The 25,635-nt window shown below is 63.7% G+C and carries 27 protein-coding genes and 1 pseudogene; 18 read left to right on the top strand and 10 right to left on the bottom strand.

Annotation, left to right across the window (positions count from 1 at the left end; genetic code table 11):
• Window positions 1–42: 42 nt before the first annotated feature.
• Complete coding sequence (gene gyrA, locus EOD29_RS23115; protein ID WP_127247991.1) at window positions 43–2,838, bottom strand: DNA gyrase subunit A; 2,796 nt, start codon at window positions 2,836–2,838, stop codon at window positions 43–45.
• Between the two features lie 187 nt (window positions 2,839–3,025).
• On the bottom strand, window positions 3,026–3,862 hold the full coding sequence (locus EOD29_RS23120) for an AraC family transcriptional regulator (protein WP_127247992.1): 837 nt from the start codon (window positions 3,860–3,862) through the stop codon (window positions 3,026–3,028).
• Between the two features lie 84 nt (window positions 3,863–3,946).
• On the opposite strand from EOD29_RS23120, the gene EOD29_RS23125 reads away from it, so the two are divergent.
• The 3 genes from EOD29_RS23125 to EOD29_RS23135 all read left to right on the top strand — a co-directional run bounded on the left by EOD29_RS23125 (window position 3,947) and on the right by EOD29_RS23135 (window position 5,606).
• Entirely contained in the window at window positions 3,947–4,516 is a 570-nt protein-coding gene (locus tag EOD29_RS23125) for a hypothetical protein (protein WP_127247993.1), read from the top strand.
• Window positions 4,509–4,886: a VOC family protein gene (locus EOD29_RS23130; protein ID WP_127247994.1), complete on the top strand. Its 378-nt coding sequence runs from the start codon at window positions 4,509–4,511 to the stop codon at window positions 4,884–4,886. The genes EOD29_RS23125 and EOD29_RS23130 overlap by 8 nt, the downstream gene beginning before the upstream one ends.
• Before the next feature lie 90 nt (window positions 4,887–4,976).
• Entirely contained in the window at window positions 4,977–5,606 is a 630-nt protein-coding gene (locus EOD29_RS23135) for a MarC family protein (protein ID WP_127247995.1), read from the top strand.
• 17 nt (window positions 5,607–5,623) lie between these two features.
• On the opposite strand, the gene EOD29_RS23140 is transcribed toward EOD29_RS23135, so the two are convergent.
• The 3 genes from EOD29_RS23140 to EOD29_RS23150 all read right to left on the bottom strand — a co-directional run bounded on the left by EOD29_RS23140 (window position 5,624) and on the right by EOD29_RS23150 (window position 7,104).
• Window positions 5,624–6,049 carry an OsmC family protein gene (locus EOD29_RS23140; RefSeq protein ID WP_067319759.1) on the bottom strand — a complete coding sequence of 142 codons (426 nt, stop codon included), beginning with the start codon at window positions 6,047–6,049 and terminating at the stop codon, window positions 5,624–5,626.
• Between the two features lie 103 nt (window positions 6,050–6,152).
• The gene (locus EOD29_RS23145) at window positions 6,153–6,551 is read right to left on the bottom strand and encodes a DUF2306 domain-containing protein (RefSeq protein WP_127247996.1); all 399 of its coding nucleotides are present in this window, start codon (window positions 6,549–6,551) and stop codon (window positions 6,153–6,155) included.
• Window positions 6,552–6,585: 34 nt separating this feature from the next.
• The gene (locus EOD29_RS23150; protein WP_067319755.1) at window positions 6,586–7,104 is read right to left on the bottom strand and encodes a single-stranded DNA-binding protein; all 519 of its coding nucleotides are present in this window, start codon (window positions 7,102–7,104) and stop codon (window positions 6,586–6,588) included.
• Window positions 7,105–7,298: 194 nt separating this feature from the next.
• On the opposite strand from EOD29_RS23150, the gene EOD29_RS23155 reads away from it, so the two are divergent.
• From EOD29_RS23155 to EOD29_RS23195, 9 genes are all read left to right on the top strand, one after another.
• Window positions 7,299–7,679, top strand: a complete 381-nt coding sequence (locus EOD29_RS23155) for a cupin domain-containing protein (RefSeq protein WP_245457297.1) — start codon at window positions 7,299–7,301, stop codon at window positions 7,677–7,679.
• Between the two features lie 44 nt (window positions 7,680–7,723).
• Window positions 7,724–8,038: a metalloregulator ArsR/SmtB family transcription factor gene (locus tag EOD29_RS23160; RefSeq protein ID WP_067319753.1), complete on the top strand. Its 315-nt coding sequence runs from the start codon at window positions 7,724–7,726 to the stop codon at window positions 8,036–8,038.
• On the top strand, window positions 8,035–8,526 hold the full coding sequence (locus EOD29_RS23165; protein WP_127247997.1) for an SRPBCC domain-containing protein: 492 nt from the start codon (window positions 8,035–8,037) through the stop codon (window positions 8,524–8,526). Before EOD29_RS23160 ends, EOD29_RS23165 begins: the two co-directional genes overlap by 4 nt.
• Before the next feature lie 23 nt (window positions 8,527–8,549).
• Entirely contained in the window at window positions 8,550–9,155 is a 606-nt protein-coding gene (locus EOD29_RS23170; RefSeq protein WP_066992448.1) for an ATP-dependent Clp protease proteolytic subunit, read from the top strand.
• 81 nt (window positions 9,156–9,236) lie between these two features.
• The gene (locus tag EOD29_RS23175) at window positions 9,237–9,503 is read left to right on the top strand and encodes a hypothetical protein (RefSeq protein ID WP_245466679.1); all 267 of its coding nucleotides are present in this window, start codon (window positions 9,237–9,239) and stop codon (window positions 9,501–9,503) included.
• A gap of 749 nt (window positions 9,504–10,252) precedes the next feature.
• Window positions 10,253–13,174 (top strand): excinuclease ABC subunit UvrA, encoded by a 2,922-nt coding sequence (gene uvrA / locus EOD29_RS23180; RefSeq protein ID WP_127247999.1) that lies wholly within the window; start codon window positions 10,253–10,255, stop codon window positions 13,172–13,174.
• A gap of 35 nt (window positions 13,175–13,209) precedes the next feature.
• Window positions 13,210–13,674, top strand: a complete 465-nt coding sequence (locus EOD29_RS23185) for a GNAT family N-acetyltransferase (RefSeq protein WP_066992439.1) — start codon at window positions 13,210–13,212, stop codon at window positions 13,672–13,674.
• A 30-nt stretch (window positions 13,675–13,704) separates the two neighbouring features.
• Window positions 13,705–14,508, top strand: coding sequence for a DUF72 domain-containing protein (locus EOD29_RS23190; RefSeq protein ID WP_127248000.1), 804 nt, complete (start codon window positions 13,705–13,707; stop codon window positions 14,506–14,508).
• Window positions 14,509–14,715: 207 nt separating this feature from the next.
• Window positions 14,716–14,970 carry a hypothetical protein gene (locus EOD29_RS23195; protein ID WP_067320133.1) on the top strand — a complete coding sequence of 85 codons (255 nt, stop codon included), beginning with the start codon at window positions 14,716–14,718 and terminating at the stop codon, window positions 14,968–14,970.
• A gap of 108 nt (window positions 14,971–15,078) precedes the next feature.
• On the opposite strand, the gene EOD29_RS23200 is transcribed toward EOD29_RS23195, so the two are convergent.
• Window positions 15,079–15,255, bottom strand: coding sequence for a hypothetical protein (locus tag EOD29_RS23200; RefSeq protein WP_082953673.1), 177 nt, complete (start codon window positions 15,253–15,255; stop codon window positions 15,079–15,081).
• A gap of 354 nt (window positions 15,256–15,609) precedes the next feature.
• Window positions 15,610–15,927, bottom strand: a pseudogene (locus tag EOD29_RS23205) (ABC transporter ATP-binding protein); the annotation flags it as partial.
• A gap of 279 nt (window positions 15,928–16,206) precedes the next feature.
• On the opposite strand from EOD29_RS23205, the gene EOD29_RS23210 reads away from it, so the two are divergent.
• Entirely contained in the window at window positions 16,207–16,599 is a 393-nt protein-coding gene (locus tag EOD29_RS23210) for a hypothetical protein (protein WP_095825347.1), read from the top strand.
• A gap of 96 nt (window positions 16,600–16,695) precedes the next feature.
• Here the strand turns inward: EOD29_RS23210 and EOD29_RS23215 are convergent, their stop codons facing one another.
• Together EOD29_RS23215 and EOD29_RS23220 are read right to left on the bottom strand one after the other, a co-directional pair.
• Window positions 16,696–17,403, bottom strand: coding sequence for a purine-nucleoside phosphorylase (locus tag EOD29_RS23215; RefSeq protein ID WP_066992426.1), 708 nt, complete (start codon window positions 17,401–17,403; stop codon window positions 16,696–16,698).
• Window positions 17,404–17,579: 176 nt separating this feature from the next.
• On the bottom strand, window positions 17,580–20,159 hold the full coding sequence (locus EOD29_RS23220; protein WP_127248001.1) for a PAS domain-containing sensor histidine kinase: 2,580 nt from the start codon (window positions 20,157–20,159) through the stop codon (window positions 17,580–17,582).
• Window positions 20,160–20,367: 208 nt separating this feature from the next.
• Between EOD29_RS23220 and EOD29_RS23225 the strand changes: the two genes are divergently transcribed.
• Window positions 20,368–21,078 carry a flagellar biosynthetic protein FliO gene (locus tag EOD29_RS23225; RefSeq protein ID WP_127248002.1) on the top strand — a complete coding sequence of 237 codons (711 nt, stop codon included), beginning with the start codon at window positions 20,368–20,370 and terminating at the stop codon, window positions 21,076–21,078.
• An 83-nt stretch (window positions 21,079–21,161) separates the two neighbouring features.
• Here EOD29_RS23225 and dksA read toward each other — a convergent pair whose 3' ends face one another.
• Complete coding sequence (gene dksA, locus EOD29_RS23230) at window positions 21,162–21,578, bottom strand: RNA polymerase-binding protein DksA (protein ID WP_040972254.1); 417 nt, start codon at window positions 21,576–21,578, stop codon at window positions 21,162–21,164.
• Between the two features lie 255 nt (window positions 21,579–21,833).
• On the opposite strand from dksA, the gene EOD29_RS23235 reads away from it, so the two are divergent.
• The 4 genes from EOD29_RS23235 to EOD29_RS23250 all read left to right on the top strand — a co-directional run bounded on the left by EOD29_RS23235 (window position 21,834) and on the right by EOD29_RS23250 (window position 25,594).
• Complete coding sequence (locus tag EOD29_RS23235; protein WP_127248003.1) at window positions 21,834–22,337, top strand: histidine phosphatase family protein; 504 nt, start codon at window positions 21,834–21,836, stop codon at window positions 22,335–22,337.
• Between the two features lie 63 nt (window positions 22,338–22,400).
• The gene (locus EOD29_RS23240) at window positions 22,401–23,864 is read left to right on the top strand and encodes a YcjX family protein (RefSeq protein WP_127248004.1); all 1,464 of its coding nucleotides are present in this window, start codon (window positions 22,401–22,403) and stop codon (window positions 23,862–23,864) included.
• Window positions 23,861–24,940 carry a TIGR01620 family protein gene (locus EOD29_RS23245; RefSeq protein WP_127241219.1) on the top strand — a complete coding sequence of 360 codons (1,080 nt, stop codon included), beginning with the start codon at window positions 23,861–23,863 and terminating at the stop codon, window positions 24,938–24,940. The genes EOD29_RS23240 and EOD29_RS23245 overlap by 4 nt, the downstream gene beginning before the upstream one ends.
• 126 nt (window positions 24,941–25,066) lie before the next feature.
• Window positions 25,067–25,594 carry a hypothetical protein gene (locus EOD29_RS23250; RefSeq protein ID WP_245299552.1) on the top strand — a complete coding sequence of 176 codons (528 nt, stop codon included), beginning with the start codon at window positions 25,067–25,069 and terminating at the stop codon, window positions 25,592–25,594.
• Window positions 25,595–25,635: the final 41 nt, after the last annotated feature.

Genomic DNA, 25,635 nt, shown 5'->3' on the forward strand with positions numbered 1-25,635 from the left:
GCCATGATCGCACCGGCCAAGGGCCGGTGGCGCGCAGTAAGGCTATTCGGGATTTCCCTCGCCCGAATCTTCTGCGGTGTCGGCTTCACCCGAAGGCGCTTGCTCGGCTTCCTCGTCCGACTGCGGCTCCGAAATCCGCTCGACCGACACCACCTTCTCACCTTCGGCGGTGTTGAAGATGGTCACCCCCTTGGTGGCACGGCTGGCGAAGCGGATGCCATCGACGGGCACGCGGATGACGGTCCCGCCATCCGATACCAGCATGATCTGATCGTCGTTGCCGACCGGGAAGGTCGCGACCAGCCGGCCGATCTCGGCCACTTTCGAGACATCCGTGGCGCGGATGCCCTTGCCGCCGCGACCCGTCAGGCGGAAATCATAGGACGAGGAACGCTTGCCGTAGCCGTATTCGGTCACCGTCAGCACAAGCTGCTCGTGCATCTTGAGGAATTCGTAGCGCTCGTCGGAAAGCTCGGCTTCCTCGCCGATCTCCTCATTGGTCAGCGCGATCTCTTCCTCCTCGGCTGCACCGCCGGCGGCAAGCCGACGCTCGGATGCCGCACGCTTGAGATAGGCCGCGCGCTCAGCCGGTGAAGCATCTACATGTTCGATCACCGACATCGAGATCACGCGGTCGGTTTCGGCCATGGCGATGCCGCGCACGCCGACGGAATTGCGGCTCTGGAAGACGCGCACATCGGAGACCGAGAAGCGGATGCACTGGCCGGAATTCGCCGTCAGCAGCACGTCGTCATTGTCCGTGCAGGTCTCGACGCCGAGGATTTCGTCGCCTTCTTCCTCCAGCTTCATGGCGATCTTGCCGTTGCGGTTGACCTGGACGAAGTCGGACAGCTTGTTGCGTCGCACGGTGCCGCGCGTGGTCGCGAACATCACGTCGAGCTCGCCCCAGCTCGTCTCGTCCTCCGGCAGCGGCATGATGGTGGTGATGCGCTCGCCCTGCTCGAGCGGCAGCATGTTGATCAGCGCCTTGCCGCGCGACTGCGGGTTGCCGACCGGCAGGCGCCAGACCTTTTCCTTGTAGACGATGCCGCGCGAGGAGAAGAACAGCACCGGCGTATGCGTGTTGGCGACGAATAGCCGGGTGACGAAATCCTCTTCCTTGGTCGACATGCCGGAGCGGCCCTTGCCGCCGCGGCGCTGCGCCCGGTAGAGCGACAGCGGCACGCGCTTGATGTAGCCGGAATGGCTGACCGTGACGACCATGTCCTCGCGCTGGATCAGGTCTTCGTCTTCCATGTCCGCCCCGCCCTCGGCGAGTTCCGTGCGGCGCGGCGTGCCGAACTCGTCGCGGACGGCGATCAGCTCGTCCTTGACGATCTGCTGGATGCGCGCGCGAGAAGACAGGATGTCAAGGTAATCAAGGATTTCAGCGCCGATCTTGTTTAACTCGTCGGCGATCTCGTCGCGGCCGAGCGCGGTCAGGCGCTGCAGGCGCAGGTCGAGGATGGCGCGGGCCTGCTCCTCGGATAGATTGTAGGTGCCGTCCTCGTTGATGCGGTGGCGCGGATCATCGATCAGCTGGATCAGCGGAGCGACGTCGTGCGATGGCCAGCGCCGTTCCATCAACTGCTCGCGCGCCGTCTGCGGATCTGGCGCGGTGCGGATCAGCTTGATCACCTCATCGATGTTGGCGACGGCGATAGCGAGACCGACCAGCACATGGGCGCGCTCGCGCGCCTTGCGCAGAAGATATTTCGTGCGCCGGCTGATAACCTCGTCGCGGAAGCCGACAAAGGCCTTCAGCATGTCGATCAGCGTCAGCACTTCCGGCTTGCCGCCGTTCAGCGCGACCATATTGGCGCCGAACGAGGTCTGCAGCGGCGTGAAGCGGTAAAGCTGGTTCAAAATGACGTCGGCGACCGCCTCGCGCTTGAGCTCGACGACGACACGGTAGCCCTGGCGGTCGCTCTCGTCGCGGATGTCGGAGATGCCCTCGATGCGCTTCTCGCGCACGAGTTCGGCCATCTTCTCGATCATCGCCGCCTTGTTCACCTGATAGGGAATCTCGGTGATGATGATCGATTCACGGTCGTTGCCGCGCGCCTCGATGTTGACGCGGCCGCGCATGACGATCGAGCCGCGGCCAGTCGAATAGGCATTGTAGATGCCGGAGCGGCCAAGCACGATGCCGCCGGTCGGGAAATCCGGACCGGGCACGATCTCCATCAGCGCAGGCAGGTCGATCGCCGGATTGTCGATGATGGCGATGGCGCCGTTGCAGACTTCGGCCAGATTGTGCGGCGGGATGTTGGTGGCCATGCCGACGGCGATGCCGCCCGAGCCGTTGACGAGCAGGTTCGGGAAGCGGGCCGGCAGCACCTTGGGCTCGGTGGCGGAGGCGTCGTAGGTGTCCTGGAAATCGACGGTTTCCTTGTCGATGTCCTCCAGCAGCTCATGCGCAACCTTGGTCAGCCGGGACTCGGTGTAGCGCATCGCCGCCGGCGGGTCGCCGTCGATCGAGCCGAAATTGCCCTGACCGTCGATCAGGGGCACGCGCAGCGACCAATCCTGGGCCATGCGCACCAGCGCGTCATAGATCGAGGCGTCGCCATGCGGATGGTATTTACCCATCACGTCGGCGACCGGGCGCGCCGACTTCACATATTTGCGGTTCCAGTGATAGCCGCTCTCATGCGAGGCATAGAGGATGCGGCGGTGCACCGGCTTCAGGCCGTCGCGCACGTCGGGCAGCGCCCGACTGACGATCACACTCATGGCGTAATCGAGATAGGAGCGCTGCATCTCCTCGATGATCGAAATCGGCTCGATGCCGGTGGGGCCGCCCTCCGGCCCGCGCGGTGTCTTCTGGTCGGTCAAATCAGGTCACAATCCAGTCGGGAATCATTCGCCGCTTATATAGGAAGCCGGGCTGAAACTCCAATGGCTACGACACTTTTCCAAAGACAATTTCGGCGGCAATTTCAAATGGATACCGCTGATTGCGACGATATGGCCAAAGCCACACTTTGAGCTCGCAGGCCAAGTCGATCCCGAACGGCCTTGGCTAATGCCCGCGTCCGCCCGCCCGTTTGCGGCGGTAGGCGCCGGGCGCTTCTCCCATCTCGCGCCGGAACCTCCGGTTGAAGGTCGAAAGGTCGTTGAAGCCGGCATCGAAAGCAATTGTCGAGATCGCTTCGTTCGACGCGCACAGCCGCACCGCGGCCCGATGCAGCCTGGTCCTCAGCAGGAACTGATAGGGCGTCATGCCGGCGACATGACGGAACGTGCGCAGGAAATGATACGGGCTGGTCGCCGTGCCGTCGGCGAGTTCGGTCAGCGAAAGCGGGCGATCGGCGTTGAGCTCGATCAAACGCACCGCCTCGGCTACGCGTTTCTGGTCGCGGGCGCTGGGTGTCCAGGCAACCTCAGACGAATTGGCCGCAGCCCCGACCACCGCGCAGGCAATGCGCAGACCGAGTTCCTCGAACGCCTCGCCGTCGCCCGTTTGCTGCGCCGCCTCCGCTTGCGCCAGCAACGGCGCCAGCACCGGCAAGGGCGGCAGGCGTGGGTCGGCAAAGCCGAGCCGGCTTGCGCCCGGCACATCGGCGACGACGCGCTCCATATAGGCCGGCGAAAAATGGAAGGAGAGGCAGCGGTCGCCGGCGCCGTGCTCGTGGCCGCACTCGTAGCAGGCGCCCGGATTGCCGAGCAGGATGGCGCCTGGAGCAAGCATTGCGGTGCCTTGGCGCGTCCGGTAGCGGAACGTGCCTCTGGTCACGGCGGCGAGGCAGAAACCGCGATGCTGTTCCTCAAACGGGCGGTCGCCGGCGCGAGCCGTGCAGATCACGTCGGATACCTGCCAGCCATGCCCTGAGGCCAGGTTTTTCTCAGTCGTCGCCATCGCGAAAAAATAGCAATTTTTCCCAAGCCCAGAACCCCGCCATGCCCCTATTGCTCGCCTCTCCTGACAAACGAGGCAGCAACCATGACCGATCCCTTTGCCGAAGCCCTGCACAGCGACGCTCCCAATCCGGATCTCGCCGAGAAGCTCAAACTCTACGGCCGCTTCATCGGCGCCTGGACCTTCGACGCCACGCGCACGCTGGAGGACGGCACCAGGCTCACTGGGCGCGGCGAGGTGCATTTCGGCTGGGTTCTGGAGGGCAAGGCGGTCCAGGACGTCTGGATCCTGCCGGCGCGGAATGCCGGGGTGCAAGCCTCTCTCGGGCCATGGACCTTCTGCGGCTCGACGCTGCGCGTCTACGACCCCGGCGCGGACGCCTGGCATGTCTTCTGGAGCGATCCGCGCAACCAGTATTACAGCCGCCAGCTCGGCCGCGCCGAAGGCGACACGATCGTTCAGATCGGCGCCGACGGCACCGGCTCCTCGGTGCGCTGGAGCTTTTCGCACATCACCGAGAACGCCTTCCGCTGGCTTGGCGAGCGTTCGCATGACGGCGGCAAAACCTGGCGCACCGAGGTCGAGTTCCTGGCGCGGCGCTCGACTCCAGCCCGGCCGATCAACCACCTTAATCATGGAGAAAACGATGCTTGACCATATCTCGATCGGCGTCCGCGACAGCGGCGCCTCGAAGCGCTTCTACGACGCCGCTTTGGAGCCCCTCGGCTACTCGTGCCTCAGCCAGTCACCCGGCTCGCTCGGCTACGGCGCCAGGACCGTAGAACTCTGGGTCAATGAGGCCGGCCGGTCGGTCCCGGCCGACGCGGACTCCGGCCTGCACTTCTGCTTTGCCGCACCGACACGCGCCGGCGTCGACGCTTTCCATGCGGCGGCCTTGCTTGCGGGTGGCAAGGACAATGGCCGGCCCGGCCCGCGCGCCGCCTATAGCGACAACTACTACGCCGCCTTCGTAATCGACCCTGACGGCTACCGGCTCGAGGCTTATTGCAGCAAAGCTGAATAGCCGGCTGAAATCCTCCGTCCTGTTCCCACCGCTCCCCCTTTGCTCTACGAATGCAGGGCTTGGGCTTCGCCAGGCGGGAGGGGACCAGCGATGCCGAGCTTCGACACCCTGTTCAACGCCTTCGTCACCATCCTGGTGACCATCGATCCGCCCGGGCTGGCACCGCTCTTCCTCGCCGTCACGCGTGGCATGAACCGGGACGAGCGCCAGCAGGTCTCGGTGCGAGCTTCGTTGATCGGCTTTCTGGTGATGGCGTTGTTCGCCGTCGCCGGCGCGTCGATCCTGTCGGTGTTCGGCATCACGCTGCCGGCCTTCCGCGTCGCCCGCGGCTTCCTGCTTTTCTTCATCGCCTTCGAAATGGTGTTCGAGCGCCGTCAGGACCGCAAGGAGAAGATCGGCGACGTTGCCATCACCAAGGACATGATCCACAACATCGCCGCCTTTCCGCTGGCGATCCCGCTGATCGCCGGTCCCGGCGCGATATCGGCGACAGTGCTGCTGTCAGGACACTTCGAGGGCCTTGCCGCGCAAGCGGCGCTGGTCGGCATCATCGCGATCTGTCTTGTGCTCACCTTTCTGGTGTTCGTGCTGGCAGAGCGCATCGACCGCATCCTCGGCCAGACCGGCCGCTCGATCCTGACGAGGCTGCTCGGCGTTATCCTGGCGGCGCTTGCGGTGCAGTTCGTCGCCGACGGCGTCAGGGCGCTGATGGCTGCCTGAGCAGCATCCCTACTGCCTTATTTCACTGCTGTATCGACCACCTCGAAATCATGCGTGACGGCCGCCGTCTTGGCCATCATCGCGGTGGCCGAGCAGTATTTCTCGATCGACAGGTCGATCGCCCTTTTCACCTTGTCGTGCGACATCGCGCGACCCTTGACGATGAAATGCATGTGGATGCGGGTGAAGACGCGCGGTTCCGTCTCGGCACGATCCGCGTCCAGCTCGACCACGCAGTCCTCGACCGCCTCGCGACCTTTTTCGAGGATATGGACCACGTCATAGGCCGAGCAGCCGCCGGTGCCGATCAGCACCAGCTCCATTGGGCTCGGCCCTGGCGTCCGGCCTTCCGGCCCACGCGCCGTGCCCAGCACGACTTTGTGACCGCTGCCGGACTCGCCGACAAAGGTGCGTTCCTCAACCCATTTGACGCGTGCTTTCACGATGATCTTCCTCAGACGCTGCTTTGCAAGCGGACTATCGCCGCAACTATCAACTATAGGCAATTCCGGACGGAAACCGCGACGCACTTTCGCTCGAAATTGTTTATTGGCCGAATACGACCGTGTGCATGATGCGGCCGGGCACCAACGTGAAGATGCCGGCGCCGATCAGCGCAAATAGGTAGAGCTTGATCATGGCGCTGCGATGCGCGGCCACTTTATGGGTGTGCGCATACCAGACCGCCAGCGGGGCGGTGACAATCACCAGGATCGACAGGATGTGGATCGGGCTGAACGGCCCGATCAGGCGTATCTGCTGGATCCAGAAGCTCGAGACGGCGACGCCCAGCATCAGCGCGGCCCAGGCATAGCCCAAGACGCGGTGGCGTGTCGTGCCTTTCGGCAATGCCAGTTGCGCCCCGCCTATCGCCAGCGCGGCGAAGGCGGCGAACGCGTGCCATGGAATGGGAGGAGGCGCTGTCAGCAACGGTCCGAGCGACATCGCGCCTTCCCCTCAAACGACGATTGCGAGACCTTCAGAACGGAATCTCGTCATCCAGCTCGCGCGACGAACCACCGCCACCGCCCCTGGAACCGCCACCGCCGCCACGGCTGAAGCCTTCGTTCGGGCCCGACTGGCCGAAATCGGAACCCCGGCTGTTGCCGCCGCCGGCATAACTGCCGACCTGGCCGCCGCCTTCGCCGCGCGCGTCGAGCATCTGCAGCTCGCCACGGAATTTCTGCAGTACGACCTCGGTCGTGTAGCGATCGTTGCCGGTCTGGTCCTGCCATTTGCGCGTCTGCAGCTGGCCCTCGACATAGACCTTCATGCCCTTCTTCAAATACTGCTCCGCCACCTTGGCGAGCTGGTCGTTGAAGATGACGACATTGTGCCACTCCGTCTTTTCCTTGCGCTCCCCGGAATTCTTGTCGCGCCAGCTTTCCGACGTGGCGATGCGGATGTTGACGACCGGGTCGCCCGAATTCAGGCGGCGGATTTCAGGGTCCGCCCCGAGATTGCCGACCAGAATGACCTTGTTGACGCTACCCGCCATCATACTTCTCCGCGCTCATCCGAAACAAATTTTAAGTCGCTCACCTTACAGCCTGCGGTTCGCCCATGCCCGCGAAGGCTGGCTTTTCCCACAAGGTTTTTGTTCTCTGTTCGTTCTAGTCTTGACCGCTGTTTCTGTCAAGGAATGTCAGCAACAGGTAGTATTCCTGGGCAGGAAACAAGGGGGATATCGGAATGAACGTTGTTTCGCATGAGGATCAGCCGCGCGAAACGTGGCGCGCCGGGGTCGAAACCCGCATGCATGTTGCCGCCGCCAATGGCGCGGCGGGCCTTTGCATATTCGAGCAGTGGGTCGGACCGGGTAGCGGCGCACCAACGCATGCGCATATGGTCGAGGAAGTACTGACGGTGATTGCCGGCGAAGCCGAAATGTGGGTCGACGACCGACGGGCCGTGCTTGCCGCCGGGCAGTCCCTGATCATTCCCGCGCACCGCAAACATGGCTTTCGAAACGTGGCTTCCGGCACGCTTCACATCCATGCCGTGCTCGCATCGCCAATCTTCGAGGCAAGCTTCGACGGAGCGGCGGAGCCGGTGAGACGCTGGACGGCCTAAAACGGCGCTTGCCAAACCAATAAGTATCGACTTATGCTTTGCGCATGATCGAAGCAGAGATTTTCCGGGCCCTGGCCGATCCGACACGCCGCGCCGTCTACGAGCGGCTCGCGGCCGGCGAATTGACGGTGTCCGAGCTGCGCGCCGGCGTCAGCGTGTCGCAGCCGGCCGTCTCGCAGCATCTTGCCGTGCTGCGCGGCGCCGGACTGGTGATCGAGCGGCGCGCCGGCCGCAACGCCTATTACCGCGCCGACCCTCAAGGGCTCGATCCCTTGCTCGGCTGGATCGAACGCTACCGCGCCTTCTGGCCGGAGCGCATCGAGCGTTTGAAGAGGGTTCTGAAGGAAATGGACCAATGACGATTACCAAACACCCAGCAGCGGCCAACGCGCCGCTCAGCTTCGAATGCGAGCTTGCCGATCCGCCGGAAAAAGTCTGGCGGGCGCTCACCGAGCCGGAATTGCTCGCCGCTTGGCCGATGCCCAACGACATCAAGCCAGCGATCGGTGAGCGCTTTGCCTTTGCCGGACCAAACGCGCCGATCGAGTGCGAAGTGCTCGAGGCCGAGCCCGGCAAGCTGCTGCGCTATTCCTGGCGCGAGCGACCGGGCGTGGACACTGCCGACCGGCTACCGGCATTCGACCGTGCCATCTTCGAAAGCATTGTCACCTTCACGCTCGCGCGCACGGTTTCCGGCGGCACGCATCTCAGAATCGTCCATGATGGTTTCGCGACGGTCGCGCAACCTGTCGTCGCCGTTTCCGGCGCCGGCTGCGGGATTTCGCTCCACGCGCGCAAGAGCCCAGCTGCCGCCAACGCGCCAAGCATGATGCTGCGCGCGGCTTGACCAAAGAACCGAGGAGATCTGCGATGAGCGCCTTTGCCAATCTCGTGCCGATGGTGATCGAGCAGTCGAGCCGCGGCGAGCGCGCCTTCGACATTTTCTCGCGGCTGCTGCGCGAACGCATCGTCTTCATCAACGGCGAGATCAATGACGGCGTGTCGGCGCTGGTCTGCGCGCAGCTCCTGTCGCTGGAATCGGACCATCCCGACAAGGAGATATCGATCTACATCAACTCGCCGGGCGGCGTGGTGACCAGCGGCTTCGCCATCTACGACACCATGCAGTACATCTCCTGCCCGGTGTCGACGGTGTGCATGGGCTTTGCCGCCTCGATGGGCTCATTCCTGTTGATGGCAGGCTCGCCCGGTCGGCGCATCGCGCTGCCCAACACCAGGATCGTGCTGCATCAGCCGCTGGGCGGCTTCCAGGGCCAGGCCTCCGACATCCAGCGCCACGCCGAGGACATCCTGCGCACCAAGCGCCACATGACGGAGCTGTACGCCAAGCATTGCGGCCGGACCTATGACGAGGTCGAGCGCACGCTCGACCGCGACTATTTCATGACCGCCGAGGAAGCGAAGGCCTGGGGCCTCGTCGACCATGTCTACGACACGCGCAAGAAGGCGGCCTGACCGCGCGGCAAATTGATTGCGGCGCATCTGGCCTCGCCTTCGGCGCGCCTCTATAGTTCGCGCATGATCCGAGCGCGTTCCTTGACGAATCTGGGTTTTGCCGTTGTCGCAGTCGCCGGCGTGCTTGCGGTCGGCACCGCCGCTTTTGCCGACGACAATTCGACACAAAAACTGCCCGGCGTGAGCAGCGACTACCGTATCGCCAAGCCCGCGCCGCAGCCCGAGCCTGACGACTCACTGCCAGCCGGCAGCAACGGCACGTTCAAGATCGGCGACACCGATGTCAGGATTTCGGGTAGCATAACCATCGACATGGCAACGGGCGCCATCAGGCCTCCCAACCACTGAAGCTTACCCCGCATTGCGGACGCCGGCGACGGACCTTCGACTCGCAAAATGCAAGCCCCGCCACTGCTTCCGCAGGTGGACGGGGCTTTCATGGATCTGAAACCCAATTTTAGCCGGGAGTGGACTGCCGGCGTTCTGTTTCGGATGCAACGCGGCTTTCAGCCGACGATCCGACTATGGTCTCTGATTGTAGGAATCGGCAGGTCACGTTTTTCGGGTGGCGCTCACGCCTACCCTGGCACTATGCCCGCCGCGGCTCCATCGCTTCGTGGAGCCTCAAGGGACTGTCCGGTGGCGTCATGCTCCGCTCCTGGTCCGTTGTGGCAATGTCGTCCGAAGCGCAAATCGCTGAAGCCTGCGGCGTCTCGCAGGCCACCTCTGGGTGACGAGGCCATCGACAGACGGCCGGCTTCGTTGACGCCTTTGAGACTGCCCCCATGGGTCCGAGACGTCAACCGTTGAAGAGCCGGTTACAGAAAAATGTGATCGATCGGAGGTTACGTCCAGGTAAGTCGAATGCCTTCGACTGATCGGTCGCGACGGTTTTTGCAGCCGCTGTTTCCACAGCGCTTTGTCAGGAGGGTGTTCGGCCTTTGTTCTTTCCGCTTGCCCGCTCGCGCGAAAGGCGGTTAAACGCTTTGGTCGAGATTGTGGCGTCTCTCGACGCGGCGACGAGATTACCTACATAGGGGATGGCCGGGACAAACCCGCCAATCCAGCAAATTCCAGACCTGAGGCGGCGACCGGCGATGGCCGACCAAAAATATCTTTCCATTCGCGGCGCGCGCGAACACAATCTCAAGAACGTCGATCTCGACCTGCCGCGCGACAGCCTGATCGTCATGACCGGCCTGTCGGGATCCGGCAAGTCGTCGCTTGCCTTCGACACCATCTATGCCGAGGGTCAGCGTCGCTATGTCGAAAGCCTTTCGGCCTATGCCCGCCAGTTCCTGGAAATGATGCAGAAGCCGGACGTCGACCAGATCGACGGCTTGTCTCCCGCCATCTCGATCGAGCAGAAGACGACGTCGCGCAACCCGCGCTCGACAGTCGGCACCGTCACCGAAATCTACGACTATATGCGCCTGCTCTTCGCCCGCGTCGGCATTCCCTATTCGCCGGCCACCGGCCTGCCGATCGAAAGCCAGACGGTCAGCCAGATGGTTGACCGCGTGCTGGCGCTGGACGAGGGCACGCGTCTCTACCTGCTGGCGCCGATCGTGCGCGGCCGCAAGGGCGAATACCGCAAGGAACTTCTGGAGCTGCAGAAGAAGGGGTTCCAGCGCGTCAAGGTCGACGGCGTCTTCTACGAGATCGCCGACGTGCCGGCGCTGGACAAGAAATACAAGCACGACATCGACGTGGTCGTCGACCGCATCGTAGTTCGCGGCGATCTGGCGACGCGGCTTGCGGATTCGATGGAGACGGCGCTGAAGCTCGCCGACGGGCTTGCGGTGGCCGAGTTCGCCGACAAGCCGCTCGACGCCAGCCGGACGGGCGAGGACTCGGTCAACAAGTCGAAGAACGAGACGCATGAGCGCATCATGTTCTCGGAAAAATTCGCCTGCCCGGTGTCCGGCTTCACCATTCCCGAGATCGAGCCCAGGCTGTTCTCCTTCAACAATCCGTTCGGCGCCTGCCCGACCTGCGACGGCCTCGGCAGCCAGCGCGCCATCGACGCCAACCTCATTGTGCCGGACGAGAATGTCTCGCTGCGCGACGGCGCCATCAGCCCGTGGGCGAAATCGACCTCGCCCTATTACGCGCAGACGCTTGAGGCCTTGGGCAAGGCCTATGGCTTCAAGCTCGGCGACAAGTTCAAGGATCTGAGCGCCGAGGCGCAGCAGGCCGTGCTGCACGGCACGGGCGAGCGCGAGATCACCTTCCAGTATGACGACGGCCTGCGCTCCTACAAAACGACCAAGACCTTCGAGGGCGTCATCCCCAACCTCGACCGGCGCTGGAAAGAAACGGAATCGGCCTGGATGCGCGAGGAGATCGAGCGCTTCATGTCGGCCACCCCCTGCCCCGCCTGCAACGGCTACCGGCTGAAGCCGGAAGCGCTCTCAGTCAAGATCGCCGGCAGGCACATCGGCGAGGTCACGGAGCTGTCGATCCGCAAGGCCGACCGGTGGTTCACCGATCTGCCGGCGCAGCTCAACGAGAAGCAGAATGAGATCGCCGTCCGGGTGCTGAAGGAAATCCGCGAGCGCCTGCGTTTCTTGAACGATGTCGGCCTCGACTATCTGACGTTGTCGCGCAATTCCGGCACGCTGTCGGGCGGCGAGAGCCAGCGCATTCGTTTGGCTTCGCAGATCGGCTCCGGCTTGACGGGCGTGCTCTACGTGCTGGACGAGCCGTCTATCGGTCTGCACCAGCGCGACAACGCGCGCCTGCTCGATACGTTGAAGCACCTGCGCGACATCGGCAACACGGTGATCGTCGTCGAGCATGACGAGGACGCCATCCTGCATGCCGATTATGTCGTCGATATCGGCCCGGCCGCCGGCATCCATGGCGGTGAGATCATCGCGCAAGGCACGCCGCAGCAGATCATGGCGACGCCCGCCTCGATCACCGGGAAATATTTGTCGGGCGAGCTCGAGGTCGCGACGCCGGCGGTGCGCCGCGAGGCGAAAAAGAACCGGCGTATCAAGGTTATCGGCGCGCGCGGCAACAATTTGAAGAACGTCACGGCGGAGATCCCGCTCGGCACTTTCACCTGCGTCACCGGCGTCTCCGGCGGCGGCAAGTCGACCTTCCTGATCGAGACGCTGTTCAAGGCGGCCTCACGCCGCATCATGGGCTCGCGCGAGCATCCGGCCGAGCATGATCGCATCGAGGGCCTGGAGTTCCTCGACAAGGTCATCGATATCGACCAGTCGCCGATTGGCCGCACGCCCCGCTCCAACCCCGCCACTTATACCGGCGCCTTCACGCCGATCCGCGATTGGTTCGCCGGTCTGCCGGAGGCCAAGGCCCGCGGCTATCAGCCGGGCCGTTTCTCCTTCAACGTCAAGGGCGGCCGCTGCGAGGCGTGCCAGGGCGACGGCGTCATCAAGATCGAGATGCACTTCCTGCCCGACGTCTACGTCACCTGCGACGTCTGCCATGGCAAGCGCTACAACCGCGAGACGCTGGACGTGCTTTTCAAGGGCAAGTCGATCGCCGACGTGCTCGACATGACGGTCGAGGAAGGCGTCGAGTTCTTCTCGGCGGTGCCCGGCGTGCGCGACAAGCTCGAGACGCTGAAGCAGGTCGGGCTCGGCTACATCCATATCGGCCAGCAGGCGACGACGCTCTCCGGCGGCGAGGCGCAACGCATCAAGCTGGCCAAGGAACTGTCGCGCAAGGCGACCGGCAAGACGCTCTACATCCTGGATGAGCCGACCACCGGCCTGCATTTCCACGACGTCGCCAAGCTGCTCGAAGTGCTGCATGAGCTGGTCGACCAGGGCAACACGGTGGTGGTGATCGAGCACAATCTCGAAGTCATCAAGACCGCCGACTGGGTGCTCGACCTCGGCCCCGAGGGCGGCGACGGTGGCGGCGAGCTGGTCGCCTCCGGCACCCCGGAAGCGATCGTGCGCGAAAAGCGCAGCTACACCGGCCAGTTCCTGAAGGAGCTTCTGGAGCGGCGCCCCGGGGGCAAGCGCGAAGCGGCCGAGTGAGCGAGTGGGTCGGCAAGCGTTTGGAACAGTCTCGAATGAAGATCAGGCAAGCGCTTGCAGGTGATCTCCAAGCTGTCGTCGCGATAACCACGGACGCCTACGCCCCCTACACCGCCCTGTTCGGCGCGCCACCGATCCCGGTGACCGAGGACTATGCGCCCCGCATTGCGCGCGGCGAGGTCTGGCTGCTGGAGGATGGTTCCGATCTGGCCGGGCTGCTTGTCCTCGAGCGGCACGACGATCATGCCATGATCTTCAGCGTTGCCGTTTCGCCGGCCTTCCAGGGCAGGAAACTCGGCATCGCGCTGCTCGACTTCGCCGACGAGCAGGCGCGGTCATGGGGCGTGCCGGAGGTGCGGCTCTACACCAATTCGCGCATGGAGCGGAACATCGCGCTCTATTCGGCTTACGGCTATCGGGAAACGGGTCGCCGCGCCAACCCTTACCGGCCAGGATGGATATTGGTCGACATGGCCAAGCCGGTCGACAAAGCAGCCTGAGCCGCATTCAAAACTCGGAGGAGGAAGACTATGAGCCAAGGAAAGATCCGCTCCGGCATGGGCGGCTGGACCTTCGAGCCCTGGGACACCTCCTTCTATCCGGAGAAGCTCGCCAAGGCCAAGCAGTTGCACTATGCCAGCCGCCAGGTGCCGAGCATCGAGGTCAACGGCACCTACTATTCCAGCTTCAAGGAGCCGACCTTCGTCAAGTGGGCGAACGATACGCCGGACGGCTTCGTCTTTTCGCTCAAGGGCAACCGTTTCGTCACCAACCGCCGCGTGCTCGGCGAGGCCGGGGAATCGATAATGCGCTTCCTCGGCTCGGGTATTGTCGCGCTCGGCGACAAACTGGGACCGATCCTGTGGCAGTTCGCGCCGACGAAGAAGTTCGATGCGGACGATCTCGAGGCCTTCCTGAAGCTGCTGCCCGACAAGCAGGACGGCGTGCCGCTGCGCCATGCGCTCGAAGTGCGGCATGACAGCTTCATTGTCCCGGAATTTCCGGCTCTGGCGCGCAAATACAATGCCGCCATCGTCTATGCCGACCACGCCAAATATCCGGCGATCGCCGACGTCACCGGCGATTTCGTCTATGCCCGCCTGCAAACCGGCAGCGACGACAATCCCGATTGCTACACGCCGAAAGGGCTCGACGAATGGGCGGGCCGCATCAAGACCTGGGCGGAAGGCAGGCAGCCGGCCGACCTGCCGCGCGCCGATCCCAAGACCGACGCGCCGGTCAAGCCGCGCGACGTGTTCGCCTATTTCATAAGCGAGGGCAAGGTGCGTGCGCCCTTCGGTGCCATGGCGCTGATGAAGCGGGTGGCGGCCTAAACTGGCGCGGCTCTTTGTTGGAACGCCGGAAGTTTGCCCGGCGCGGCACGCCGTCGGCAGTTGGCTTGTCGGAACCTGCCGGCCATGTTGACCGTTCTGTCCCAGCCGATCGCGAGGTCGGCGGAGGGTTATCTCGCCGAAAGATCGGTACGGCGACCTCGCGAAACGCTCGACACATCCCGCAGCGTCGGAAAGGAGCGAGGGAAGATGACCGTCATCCTCGGTGCGTTGCTTACCATCGCAGGCGTCGTCTACATGGCAGGCGCCACTTTGAGGCGCGGACGCCTGAGTGACCCGGCATCTACAGCGCCGGACCGTCCGGCGCCGAACCTGGCAACACCAGGCCCCACACTGGAGCCGCGGCGACGCGGACTCCGTTTCCTCGGCCTGTCTCAGAATTGGCCAGGTCTGGTGATGATGGCAGTCGGCATCATACTGCTGTTGTCGGTGTTCGTCCTCTGACCTTACGGAATGTCGGAGTCTTCGCTCGCAGCCGGGTGCTCGACATCCACCGCTGCGCTTGAAGCTCAGAGCAATTCCGGAACGGTTGAAGTCTTGCGGCTCAAGCCGTCAGTGGTGCCCGATTACTTCGTTATAGGCGTCGAGGTCGACGTAAAAAACCTTGGTTATTTCGCCGAGCAGATCATCCTCGTCGTAGCCCTGCGACATCAGGATGTTGATCGCCGTCATGATATCGACGCGCTCGGTCAGTCGCCGCTTCTGATAGTCCTCGACAAAACGTTCCATCGCCTTCCCCTGGCAAGCTTTTGTTGGACGCATCGACCGACCATCACTGCGGGGAAAGCTAGTCGAGCTTGCTTGCGCGGACCTTGCGGGCGGAGCCCGCGCCATCCCCCTTCATCTCGACTGATACGGAAAGAGCCCGACTCACCAAGGCCATGCAAAGACTAGCATGCGCTATTGGCCACACCAGAGCCGTCGAACACTTCGTCATCCTTCCGCGTAACGACGCGAACCGGAGCGAAGACCCAAGGATCCATTCCGTTACTTGGAAGCGTCATTAATGGTGCATAATCCGCAATGATCTAGGCGTCCGCACGAGGAATCTATTCTGCATCGCGAGACCGGCGACGGCGTGCGCAGCTTCGGCCGCATCACCAGCGCCCGCCCGAGTGGCGAGTTGCCGCTGGTCACCGCACAGGTCGCCGCCGCGCCGCGAAGGCATCTGCCTCAGCACCGCAAACACCTCGAAGACATGCGAAGGAATGTTGCGGTCGCCGCGCTGAAGCGGCGCGAAGCCGGACTTCAGATTTTCGAGGACCGTGAGCAGCGGAGAGATCTCCCTGCCCTGCGGCACCATGCGATGCCCGACCGGGCGCGGTCATACGCCGCGCTCCGGTCGAGCGCCTTCCCCTCGAAGGCAACCCTTCCGCTCGTCAACCGGTGATGGTTGACGATCCGATCTCATCAAACTTGGTTGCAAGCGACGTGCCAAACGCGGACGCAGGCGGGGATCAGGAGAAATAGTCATAAATACAAACGTTTAGCGCTTGAGAAGCGAATAAAACGACTCCGATCAAGCACCCTGGGTTTGAGAAAACGTTGCGCAGCTCTGCCTAGATTTTGCCCAAATCATAAAATGCCCAATGCTTAATCTCGTCTCCGTGCCGGCACTCGCCGGCCAGTTGCGGGGCAGCGGCAAAATGGGGCAAGGTCGCCGCCGAAATGAGCGACCGCATGGCCTTCCCGATTCGCATTCTTCTGAGCTTGCTGCTTCTTGCGTCGGCCGTGGGCAAGGCCGGCGCGGACTTCGCCGAAGGCAAGCTTCCGGACGGCGTCTATCATTGCGAGGTCTATCTGCTCGGCCTCTTCATCAATCTCGGCGACATCACCATCAAGGGCAATGTCTATAGCGGCCCAGTGACCTTCGGCACGTCGGGAACCTACAACTACCAGATGGACGCCAATGGCGAGATCAGCTGGCTCGGCCCGCTCGGCGGCTATACGAGCGGCGGCAACTCGATCTCGCTGACACAGGCGACGCTCGACGATCCAGGCGCTCCCTCCTTCGACATCATCATGAAGCAGCAGGACGGCGCCTTTACCGCCTCCACCTGCACGAAACATTGATCGAACAAGGAACTTCGCTTCGATGCTGCGCACAACCTACCGCTTTATCTGCGGGTCGCCGGCCGACAGCCGAGGGGCAGTTGAAGCGGAAACCGCCTAAGCAGTGACCGCGACTTCCAGCGCCAGGCGGGTCATGTCGGTGAACAGCGCCTGGCGTTCGGAATACTCGGTCTGCTCGTCGGCGGCGACGTGGTCGACCACGGTCAGCAGCGATAGGGCGCGCGCGCCGAACTGCGCCGAGATGCGGTAGAGCGCGCTGGTTTCCATGTCGACCGCCAGCGCGCCGAGCGCCCTGGGCTCGTCGAAGCGGGCGCGGCCATCGGGATGATGGAAGATGTCGCTGCAGACGGTCAGGCCGGCGCTGCAGGCAATGCCGAGATCGGCGGCCCGCTGCAGCGCCAGCGCATGGAGCGCCTCATCGGGGCCCGCCGGCTGGTAAAGTCCGAACACCTGCCCGCTGATCGGGCCCTCGGCGCGCACGGCGCTTGAAACGACCAAGCCCCGCAGCGGAACGTCGTCCGACAATGCGCCGCATGTTCCTGTGCGGATCAGCGTCTTCACGCCATGATAGTCCAGCAACTCATGGGCATAGATCAGGAAAGAAGAGACGCCGATGCCGGTTGCCTGGATGCTGACCGGCTTGCCGCGGAAACGGCCAGTGAAGCCGAGGGCGCCCCGACGGAGATTGATGCAGCGCGGCGCCTCCAGAAAAGTTTGCGCCATCCACTGCGCGCGCTCGGGGTCGCCCGGCAGCAGCACCGTTTCGGCATAATCTCCCCTGCCCGCCTCGATGTGCGGCGTCACGCGCTATCACCCCCATGACAGGACCCATCCGATCGCCATCATGGCAGGCTGGCTGCAATGTGCAAGCGATAGCTGTTTAAGACATATCGCCTAAAAGGGCGCAGCGCTTTTGGGGAAACGACCTGCATCAAGCAATGATCTGAAGCGCGTCCCCTGATCTGCTTCACCGATGCGCTTTAAGATTCCAGCACGTCTTTGACGATCGTCGCCAGTTGCTTGAGCGAGAATGGTTTGGGCAGGAAGCCGAAATGCGCGTCGGCCGGCAGGTTTTTGGCAAAGGCGTCCTCGGCATAGCCGGAAACGAAGACGAATTTTATGTCCGGCTGGCGCTTGCGCAATTCGCCGAGCAGCGTCGGCCCGTCCATTTCCGGCATCACCACATCGGACACCACGATGTCGACCTTGCCGCCGAGTGCCTCGAAGACCTCCAGCGCCTCGACGCCGGAGGAAGCCTCGTGAACGGTGTAGCCGCGCGAAGTCAGCGCCCTCACGCCGCCCATGCGAACGGCGTCCTCGTCCTCGACCAGAAGCACGGTCGCCGAACCTGAGAGGTCCTTCGTCGTGTCGGCCGGCTTGGCTGGAGCTGCCGCCGCCGCAGTGTCGGCAGATTCGCTCGCCTTCTTCACCTCCGTCACGTGACGCGGCAGGAAGATGCGGAACACCGTGCCCTTGCCGACTTCGGAATCGCAGTAGATGAAGCCGCCGGTCTGCTTGATGATGCCATACACCATCGAGAGGCCAAGGCCCGTTCCCTTGCCGACCTCCTTTGTGGTGAAGAACGGCTCGAATATCTTCTTCAGCACCTTTGGCGCGATGCCGCTGCCCGTGTCCTCGACCTCGACCAGCACATAATCGGCCGGGATAAGCTCGCGATACGGGAACGATTTGCACTCCTCGGCCATGACGTTGCGGGTGCGCACGGTAAGATCGCCGCCGGTGGGCATCGCATCGCGCGCGTTGACGGCGAGATTAACCACCACCTGCTCGAATTGGCCGATGTCGACCTTGACCGGCCACAGATCGCGCCCGTGGTCGATCTTCAGCCTGATATCGTTGCCCACCAGGCGGGCAAGCAGCATGCGCAGATCGGCAAGCACATCGGTCAGGTTGAGAACTTCCGGCCGCAGGGTCTGCTTGCGCGAGAAGGCCAGCAACTGCCTAACAAGCGACGCCGCCCGGTTGGCGTTCTGCTTGATGTTCATGATGTCGGGGAAGGACGGGTCCGACGGCCGGTGGTTGGTGAGCAGGAGGTCCGACGCCATGATGATGGCGGTGAGCACGTTGTTGAAGTCGTGCGCGATGCCGCCGGCAAGCTGGCCGACCGCCTGCATCTTCTGGCTCTGCGCCATCTGGCCCTCGAGCGCCTTCTGCTCGGTAGTCTCGACGGCGTAGACGATGGCCGATTCCTCCGCACCCTCGCTACCGGCGCCGTCGGCGACGGCATTCACGTAGAAGCGGATGTGGCGCTCCTCATGCCCAGGCAGCAACGAGTCGATCGGCTCGATATTGGCCTGCCGCTGCCGCGCCTTCTCGAAGGCGGCGGCGAAGGCCGGCCGGTCGCGTTCATGCACCACGCTCTCAAAACGCACACGCCGGTCGACAGCGTCCCGGTCGACGACGGACGAAAACAGCGACAGGAACGGCGCATTGGTGCGCAGGATGCGCCCGCCGGCATCGACGCCGGCTATCGCCATCGGCGTCGAGTTGAAGAAACGCGTGAAGCGCACCTCCGAGGCGCGCAGGTCGGCGGACGCGTCCTCACCCTGGGTGCGGTTGAGCACGATGGTGCGCGTCGGCCCGTTCACTCCTTCGCGGCTCGCCGAAACGCGGTGCATGAAGCGGACGGGCAGTGCCTGGCCGCTCATTGTCGTCAGATCAAGGTCGATGACGGCGTTGCGCGTGGCGCCGGGATCAGCCTTGACCGAGCGGACGAGCGCCATGCCGTCGCCGGCAACGATCTCCGGCAGCGTGACCGCGCCCGGGGTGAAGCTGGCAAGGTCGATGCCCAGCCATTCGGCAAGCGTCGCATTGATATAGGTGACGCGGCCTTCCTGGTCGGCCGAGAAGAAGCCTGCGGGCGCGTGGTCGAGATGGTCTATCGCCTTTTGCAGGTCGAGGAAGAAACGCTCCTGTTCCGCCCGCTCCTGCGAAATGTCTGCGATCTGCCAGGCAAGCAGCGGCAGCCGCTGGCCCGGCACATTGAAGGCGCGCGCGCGGACGCGGTACCAGCGCGCGCCCGGCTCGGCCCCAGGCTTGATCGACTGCGCCAGGCGGAATTCACCGTCGCCCGCCTGGCCGTCGCGCAGGCCGGACGCCAGCCGGTAGATGGTCATCGAGGCCTCGGGGACGTCCGAAAGCAGCCCCTCGACCGTCTTGAGGTCCGCCGCCGAAGCGGCCCCCGTCATCTCGGCATAGGCCCGGTTGGCGTAGATTACGCGACCCTTGGTGTCGGTGACCAGGAGGCCTTGCGACATTGAATCGACGAACGCTTTGGACAGCTCGTCGCCGGTTGAACGCGGGGCGATCTGCACGAAGCCGATCGCCGTCGCGAACAGAAAGCCGACGCCGATCATGGCGAGCACGCCAAGCATGCCGAGCAGGAACGGATCGCCGAGGCGCTCGCGGAACAACCCGAAAACGACCGCCGCGCCGGTCAAAACGACGATGAAGATGATGAGCCTGGCGATGGCGCCCGGACGCGTGTTTTGGTCGACGATCGGTACCGGATAGAAATCGCCGCGCGTTTCCTTGGCCATGTGCCCCCTGCTCGTGATTCCGATGCCCCGACACCCGCGAACGGCCGGTTGAATCACATTCTCCTGTAGCGGAAAAGGCCCGGACGGCAAATGTCCGATAAAATCAACGATTCATGTTTCAAACTGTTCACGATGGGTGATGTCGCCTTGCGGAGGCTAGTCCCTAAGGTCTAGTGTCGCGTCACTTCAAAGGCGATTGGGTGCACCGATGCTGCAGTGGCTGGATAGCGTAGCGGGGCCGGGTTACGTCGCTGCAATTCTATGGACGTTCGCGGCCCTTGTTCTGCTGGTCGTGGTCCTGCTCGTCATCAAGGTAGTCCGCAACCTGACTTTCGGCACCTTCGTTGCCGGAGGCCGGAATCGCAAGACACGGCTCGCCGTCATGGACGCCACCGCTGTCGACAGCCACCGCCGGCTGGTGCTGGTGCGGCGCGACGATATCGAACACCTCATCCTGATCGGCGGCCCGACTGATGTCGTGGTCGAACGCGACATAAGGCTGGCAGCACCTCGCCGTCCGGCGCTGACCGGAGACAGCGGCCAGCAGCAGGCCGCCGCGCCGCGCCCGCGGGCGCCTCAGCCCGCACCCGCCCCGGCCAGGCAGCCGACCGCACCGGCGCCGGCTCCCGTGAGCGAGCCCGTGTCGCGCCCGCGCGCGGCGCCCCCTCCGGCAAAGCCGCCGGTACCGCCTCCCCCGGCCGCGAAAGTCATGCCGCTCCCTGCGTATGGGACGAATGGTACCAGCCGGCAGGCCCCGCCGCAGCCCTCCAACGACTCGATCGACGACACACTGATGCACGAGCTCGAGGCATCGTTGGAGGAGTCCCATTCCAAACCGGCAAGCAAGCCGGCGGCGAAGCCCTCGCTCGATGACGAGATGACCAAGCTTCTCGGCGAGCTGGCCAGCCACAAACGCTGACCCCCAAAGGATTGCCGCTCAAAAAGAAAATGGCCGGAAAGATCCGGCCATTTTCGCAAAACATGCGTCTGTCCCAACCCGCGTCAGTCGTCGCGGTAGACCTTCTCGCGGCGTTCGTGGCGCTCCTGCGCCTCGATCGACAGCGTCGCGATCGGGCGGGCGTCGAGCCGCTTCAGCGCGATCGGCTCGCCGGTTTCCTCGCAATAGCCATAGGTGCCTTCGTCGATCCGCTGCAGCGCGGAGTCGATTTTCGAGATCAGCTTGCGCTGGCGATCGCGGGCGCGCAGTTCGATGGCTCGGTCGGTTTCGGAAGAGGCGCGGTCGGCTAGGTCGGGATGGTTGGCGTTTTCTTGCTGGAGGATTTCGAGTGTTTCACGCGCTTCGCGAAGGATGTCATTCTTCCATGTGATAAGCTTCTGGCGGAAGTATGATTTCTGCCGTTCGTTCATGAACGGCTCGTCTTCGGAGGGTACGTAATCGGCGGTAACGATGTCGTTCATTCGACTCACCCAACAACCCCAAATTTGGCGCCTATATATTCGCGGACAAGGGGCTGCACAAGCGGAAACAATAACAGTTTCACGCATTTGTTAGTCTTCGCAGCAGCAGGCATTCGCGGCGGCCATTTCTCAACGGTCGGGATCGAAATCATCAGCGATTCGGCGCGGTTGCGCGTCCTATGCCATTGTGCACGACACCGTTCTGGTGACTAATCGCCAAAACGCTCAGCGTATTCAACATAAAGGGGGAGCCGGTTGAGCAGACTTTATCTGTTGAGGCATGCCAAAGCCGGATGGGCGCTGCCCGGTATTCGTGACTTCGATCGTCCGCTCGACGAATCGGGCATGGCCGACGCTGAGGCGATGGGTGACGCCATGCGGGCCCGCGACTACGTGCCGGATGTCACGCTCTGCTCCAACGCCAAGCGAGCACGGCAGACCCTGGAAGGCCTTGCGGGCCGCACCGACACCGGCCGGGTGCTGTTCTTCGACACACTCTACAGCGAAGATGCCGCCGGTTATCTCGAAATCATTCGTAAGAACAGCGGGGCCGGCTCATTGCTGGTGATCGGCCACAATCCGATGACCGAGGACCTGGCCATGGCGGTGTCGGGCGACGGCGATGAGACCGCGCGAGGCATGCTCAACCACGGCTTTCCCACTTCCGGACTCGCCGTCGTGCGTTTTCCCGGCAATCTCGGTGAAGCAGGCCAAGGCCGTGGTTATCTCGAGGCCTTTCTCAGTCCCGCCGATCTCTGACACCATTTCAAACGCCTTGCCCAAGGCCTATATCGGGCCCTGACGGGCGACCCAGAGGCAGATTTGGCATCATCGCTGACCACTTTCACCGACGAGGCGAGGATTGCGCTCGACACGTTGTCGGGCCGGGCCGCCGGGCTCTTCTCCCCATCCCTGCGACTGGGCGTCACCGGCCTCTCCCGCGCCGGCAAGACGGTGTTCATTTCCGCTCTCGTCCATAACCTTATCCATGGCGGGCGGCTGCCGCTGTTCGAAGCGCAAAAATCGGGCCGCATCGCCCGCGCCTTGCTCGAGGAGCAGCCGGACGACGCCGTCCCGCGCTTCCAGTACGAGGACCATGTCGCGGCCCTGGTCGACGACCGTGTCTGGCCGGATTCGACGCGCGCGATTTCAGAGCTGAGGCTGACCATCGAATACGAGTCGGCCTCCGGCTGGAACCGGCTGTTTTCGGCCGGAAAGCTGTCGATCGACATCGTCGATTATCCCGGCGAATGGCTGCTTGACCTGCCGCTGCTCGGTAAATCTTTCGCCGATTTTTCGCGCGAGGCGGTGGAGCTGGCCGCCCTGCCGGTCCGCTCCGACCTGTCACGGGCGTGGCAGGAGCTGGCCTCCTCGGTCGATCCGGATGCCGACGCGGACGAGATGACGGCGCGCCGTCTCGCCGAAAGCTTCGCCGCCTATCTCACGGCCTGCAAGCTCGACGAACGTGCGCTGTCGACGCTGCCGCCGGGTCGTTTCCTGATGCCGGGCGATCTCGAAGGCTCGCCGGCGCTGACCTTCGCGCCGCTGATGAAATTGTCGGAACGGCGCCGCCCCGGATCGCTGCAGGCGATGATGGAGCGCCGCTACGAAGCCTACAAGACCCATGTCGTAAAACCGTTCTTTCGCGAGCATATCACCCGTCTCGACCGCCAGATCGTGCTGATAGACGCCATGCAGGCGCTCAACGCCGGCCCGGCCGCCATGGCCGACCTCGAACGGGCCGTCACCGAAATCCTCTCCTGCTTCCGACCCGGGCGGGGCAATTTCGTCACCGACCTGTTTTCGAGGCGCATCGACCGCATCCTGGTGGCGGCGACCAAAGCCGACCAGTTGCACCACGAAAGCCATGACCGGCTGCAGGCGATCGTGCGCCGCCTGGCCGACCGGGCGGTGGCGCGGGCCAATTTCAGCGGCGCCGATGTCGATGTGGTCGCCATGGCGGCGGTGCGCTCGACCCGCGAGGGCACCGTGAAGCAAGGCCGCGAGACATTGCCGGTGATCATCGGCACGCCCTTGAAAGGCGAGAAGATCAACGGCGAGACATTCGACGGCAAAGCCGAAACAGCCATATTTCCCGGTGACTTGCCGGAAAAGGTCGATCCCGTGTTCGACGTTTCCGGGCAGCAGGCGGAAAACAATGCGATCCGTTTCGTGCGCTTTCGTCCGCCGAAGCTCGAGCGGACGGCCGAAGGCGTCACGCTGTCTTTGCCGCATATTCGCCTCGACCGCGCGCTTCAGTTCCTGATCGGAGATCGTTTGGCATGAATCCGCCCCGCAAACCGGCGGCCTTCCGCATCGAGCCCGAGCCCGCGCCAAGGCACGAGGCGCCGCAGAAGCGTGGCGCCGAACAGCCCGTGCGCAGGCCACGCGCCGCCAGGGCCGATGTCGCCGTGGTCATTCCCTCGGAGATCGACGTTTTCGACCAGCCGGATATCGAGCAGGCCCCGCCGCCACCGGCGACCGCTCCAAGGAGGCGCTCGCTGCTGGCACGCCTGTTTTTCGGAGCTTTCGGCGTGCTTGTCTCGCTCGCGGTGGGCCTGTGGACGGATCAGCTCATCCGTGATCTTTTCGCGCGCGCCGAATGGCTGGGCTGGCTGGCGGCCGGCATGGCGGCCATCGCGCTTTTGTCGCTGCTGATCGTCCTGATCCGCGAGTTCCTCGCCATCGCACGCCTCGCTGAGGTCGAGAAACTACAGCGACGGGCCGTGGATGCGGTGGCGCGCGACGACCCCAAGGCCGCGCGCGCTCTGGTCGACGAGCTTTCCGCCTTCGTCGCGGCAAAACCGGAGACCGCGGCCGGCCGCCGCTCGCTCGCCGAATTGCGCGGCGAGATTATTGATGGCGCCAATCTGGTGCGGCTCGCCGAGACCGAGATTCTGTCGCCGCTCGATGCCCGCGCCAAGATGATGATCCTGGAGGCCGCGAAGCGCGTCTCGCTGGTGACGGCGGTCAGCCCGCGCGCGTTGGTCGACGTCGCCTATGTCGTGTTCGAAGCCGGCAGGTTGATCCGGCGCCTGTCGGAACTTTATGGCGGCCGTCCCGGCACGCTGGGCTTCTTCCGCCTGGCGCGCGGTGTGCTTGCCCATCTCGCGGTGACCGGCTCGATCGCCGTCGGCGACAGTTTCGTGCAGCAGATCGTCGGCCACGGCCTTGCCGTGAAGCTCTCGGCAAAGCTTGGTGAAGGCGTCGTCAACGGCATGATGACGGCGCGCATCGGCATCGCGGCGATGGAAACGACGCGCCCGCTGCCGTTCATTGCGGTAAAGCGACCGGGGCTAGGCGATTTCCTCTCGGCATTGACCTCGTTCGCGACGCGAAAGGATGGCCGAAGCGAGCAGTAAGGTAAATGCAGAAACGGTCGCCAGTGACGAAGCATTAACCAATCTTCTTCATGGTCACTCTGGTTCCAACAGCAGACTCGTTCGTGCCGGGTGTTGTCAATGAGAAGCGTAATCTTGTCCTGCGTCATGACCGCAACGGTTGCGGCCGCCGTACCGCTCGGCCTCGTCGAAAGGGCCTTTGGAGCAGAGGCTGACAAGCAGTTTTTCCGCTCGGTCGAAGGCAAATGGGTCGGCCCTGGCGAAATCATCGCCGGCAAATACAAGGGCACGAAATTCACCTGCAATTTCAACGGTTCCACGCCGGACGGCAAGGTCGGCATGACGCTAGACGGCGACTGCCGGGTCGGCGTCTTCACCCAGAAGATGTCGGCGACGGTCGAACGCCGGGGCCGGGATGGTTATAAAGGCACTTTCATGGGCGGCTCGACCGGCAACGGCATGGACATTGTCGGCGGCAATGTCGTCGATCCCCAAAAGGTCGTCTTCACCATTAACCGCAATCAGTTGAACGGCGTCATGCAGGCGCGCGTTCCCGACGACAATTCGATGACCGTGACGGTCGCCGTGCGCGTCGACAAGCAGCTGGTGCCGGTCATCGGCATGAGCCTAAAGCGGGTCGACACGGTCGAAGTCGGCTCGATCGCGAAGAACTGAGCAAAGGCGATCGAGGAAGACAAAAGGCGGCAGCCAATGGC

It is taken from the genome of Mesorhizobium sp. M1A.T.Ca.IN.004.03.1.1 (assembly GCF_003997555.1).
GTDB lineage: Bacteria > Pseudomonadota > Alphaproteobacteria > Rhizobiales > Rhizobiaceae > Mesorhizobium.

What these genes read in the sequence shown, in the direction of transcription:
- EOD29_RS23225 (WP_127248002.1), top strand. Translation starts at nt 20,368, where the DNA reads ATGCTGCAGTGGCTGGATAGCGTAGCGGGGCCGGGTTACGTCGCTGCA.
- EOD29_RS23120 (WP_127247992.1), bottom strand. Translation starts at nt 3,862, where the DNA reads ATGGCGACGACTGAGAAAAACCTGGCCTCAGGGCATGGCTGGCAGGTA.
- EOD29_RS23220 (WP_127248001.1), bottom strand. Translation starts at nt 20,159, where the DNA reads ATGGCCAAGGAAACGCGCGGCGATTTCTATCCGGTACCGATCGTCGAC.
- EOD29_RS23195 (WP_067320133.1), top strand. Translation starts at nt 14,716, where the DNA reads ATGACCGTCATCCTCGGTGCGTTGCTTACCATCGCAGGCGTCGTCTAC.
- EOD29_RS23125 (WP_127247993.1), top strand. Translation starts at nt 3,947, where the DNA reads ATGACCGATCCCTTTGCCGAAGCCCTGCACAGCGACGCTCCCAATCCG.
- EOD29_RS23135 (WP_127247995.1), top strand. Translation starts at nt 4,977, where the DNA reads ATGCCGAGCTTCGACACCCTGTTCAACGCCTTCGTCACCATCCTGGTG.
- EOD29_RS23210 (WP_095825347.1), top strand. Translation starts at nt 16,207, where the DNA reads ATGGCCTTCCCGATTCGCATTCTTCTGAGCTTGCTGCTTCTTGCGTCG.
- EOD29_RS23155 (WP_245457297.1), top strand. Translation starts at nt 7,299, where the DNA reads ATGAACGTTGTTTCGCATGAGGATCAGCCGCGCGAAACGTGGCGCGCC.
- uvrA (WP_127247999.1), top strand. Translation starts at nt 10,253, where the DNA reads ATGGCCGACCAAAAATATCTTTCCATTCGCGGCGCGCGCGAACACAAT.
- EOD29_RS23130 (WP_127247994.1), top strand. Translation starts at nt 4,509, where the DNA reads ATGCTTGACCATATCTCGATCGGCGTCCGCGACAGCGGCGCCTCGAAG.
- EOD29_RS23185 (WP_066992439.1), top strand. Translation starts at nt 13,210, where the DNA reads ATGAAGATCAGGCAAGCGCTTGCAGGTGATCTCCAAGCTGTCGTCGCG.
- EOD29_RS23250 (WP_245299552.1), top strand. Translation starts at nt 25,067, where the DNA reads ATGACCGCAACGGTTGCGGCCGCCGTACCGCTCGGCCTCGTCGAAAGG.
- EOD29_RS23165 (WP_127247997.1), top strand. Translation starts at nt 8,035, where the DNA reads ATGACGATTACCAAACACCCAGCAGCGGCCAACGCGCCGCTCAGCTTC.
- EOD29_RS23150 (WP_067319755.1), bottom strand. Translation starts at nt 7,104, where the DNA reads ATGGCGGGTAGCGTCAACAAGGTCATTCTGGTCGGCAATCTCGGGGCG.
- EOD29_RS23170 (WP_066992448.1), top strand. Translation starts at nt 8,550, where the DNA reads ATGAGCGCCTTTGCCAATCTCGTGCCGATGGTGATCGAGCAGTCGAGC.
- dksA (WP_040972254.1), bottom strand. Translation starts at nt 21,578, where the DNA reads ATGAACGACATCGTTACCGCCGATTACGTACCCTCCGAAGACGAGCCG.
- EOD29_RS23160 (WP_067319753.1), top strand. Translation starts at nt 7,724, where the DNA reads ATGATCGAAGCAGAGATTTTCCGGGCCCTGGCCGATCCGACACGCCGC.
- EOD29_RS23200 (WP_082953673.1), bottom strand. Translation starts at nt 15,255, where the DNA reads ATGGAACGTTTTGTCGAGGACTATCAGAAGCGGCGACTGACCGAGCGC.
- EOD29_RS23245 (WP_127241219.1), top strand. Translation starts at nt 23,861, where the DNA reads ATGAATCCGCCCCGCAAACCGGCGGCCTTCCGCATCGAGCCCGAGCCC.
- EOD29_RS23190 (WP_127248000.1), top strand. Translation starts at nt 13,705, where the DNA reads ATGAGCCAAGGAAAGATCCGCTCCGGCATGGGCGGCTGGACCTTCGAG.
- EOD29_RS23145 (WP_127247996.1), bottom strand. Translation starts at nt 6,551, where the DNA reads ATGTCGCTCGGACCGTTGCTGACAGCGCCTCCTCCCATTCCATGGCAC.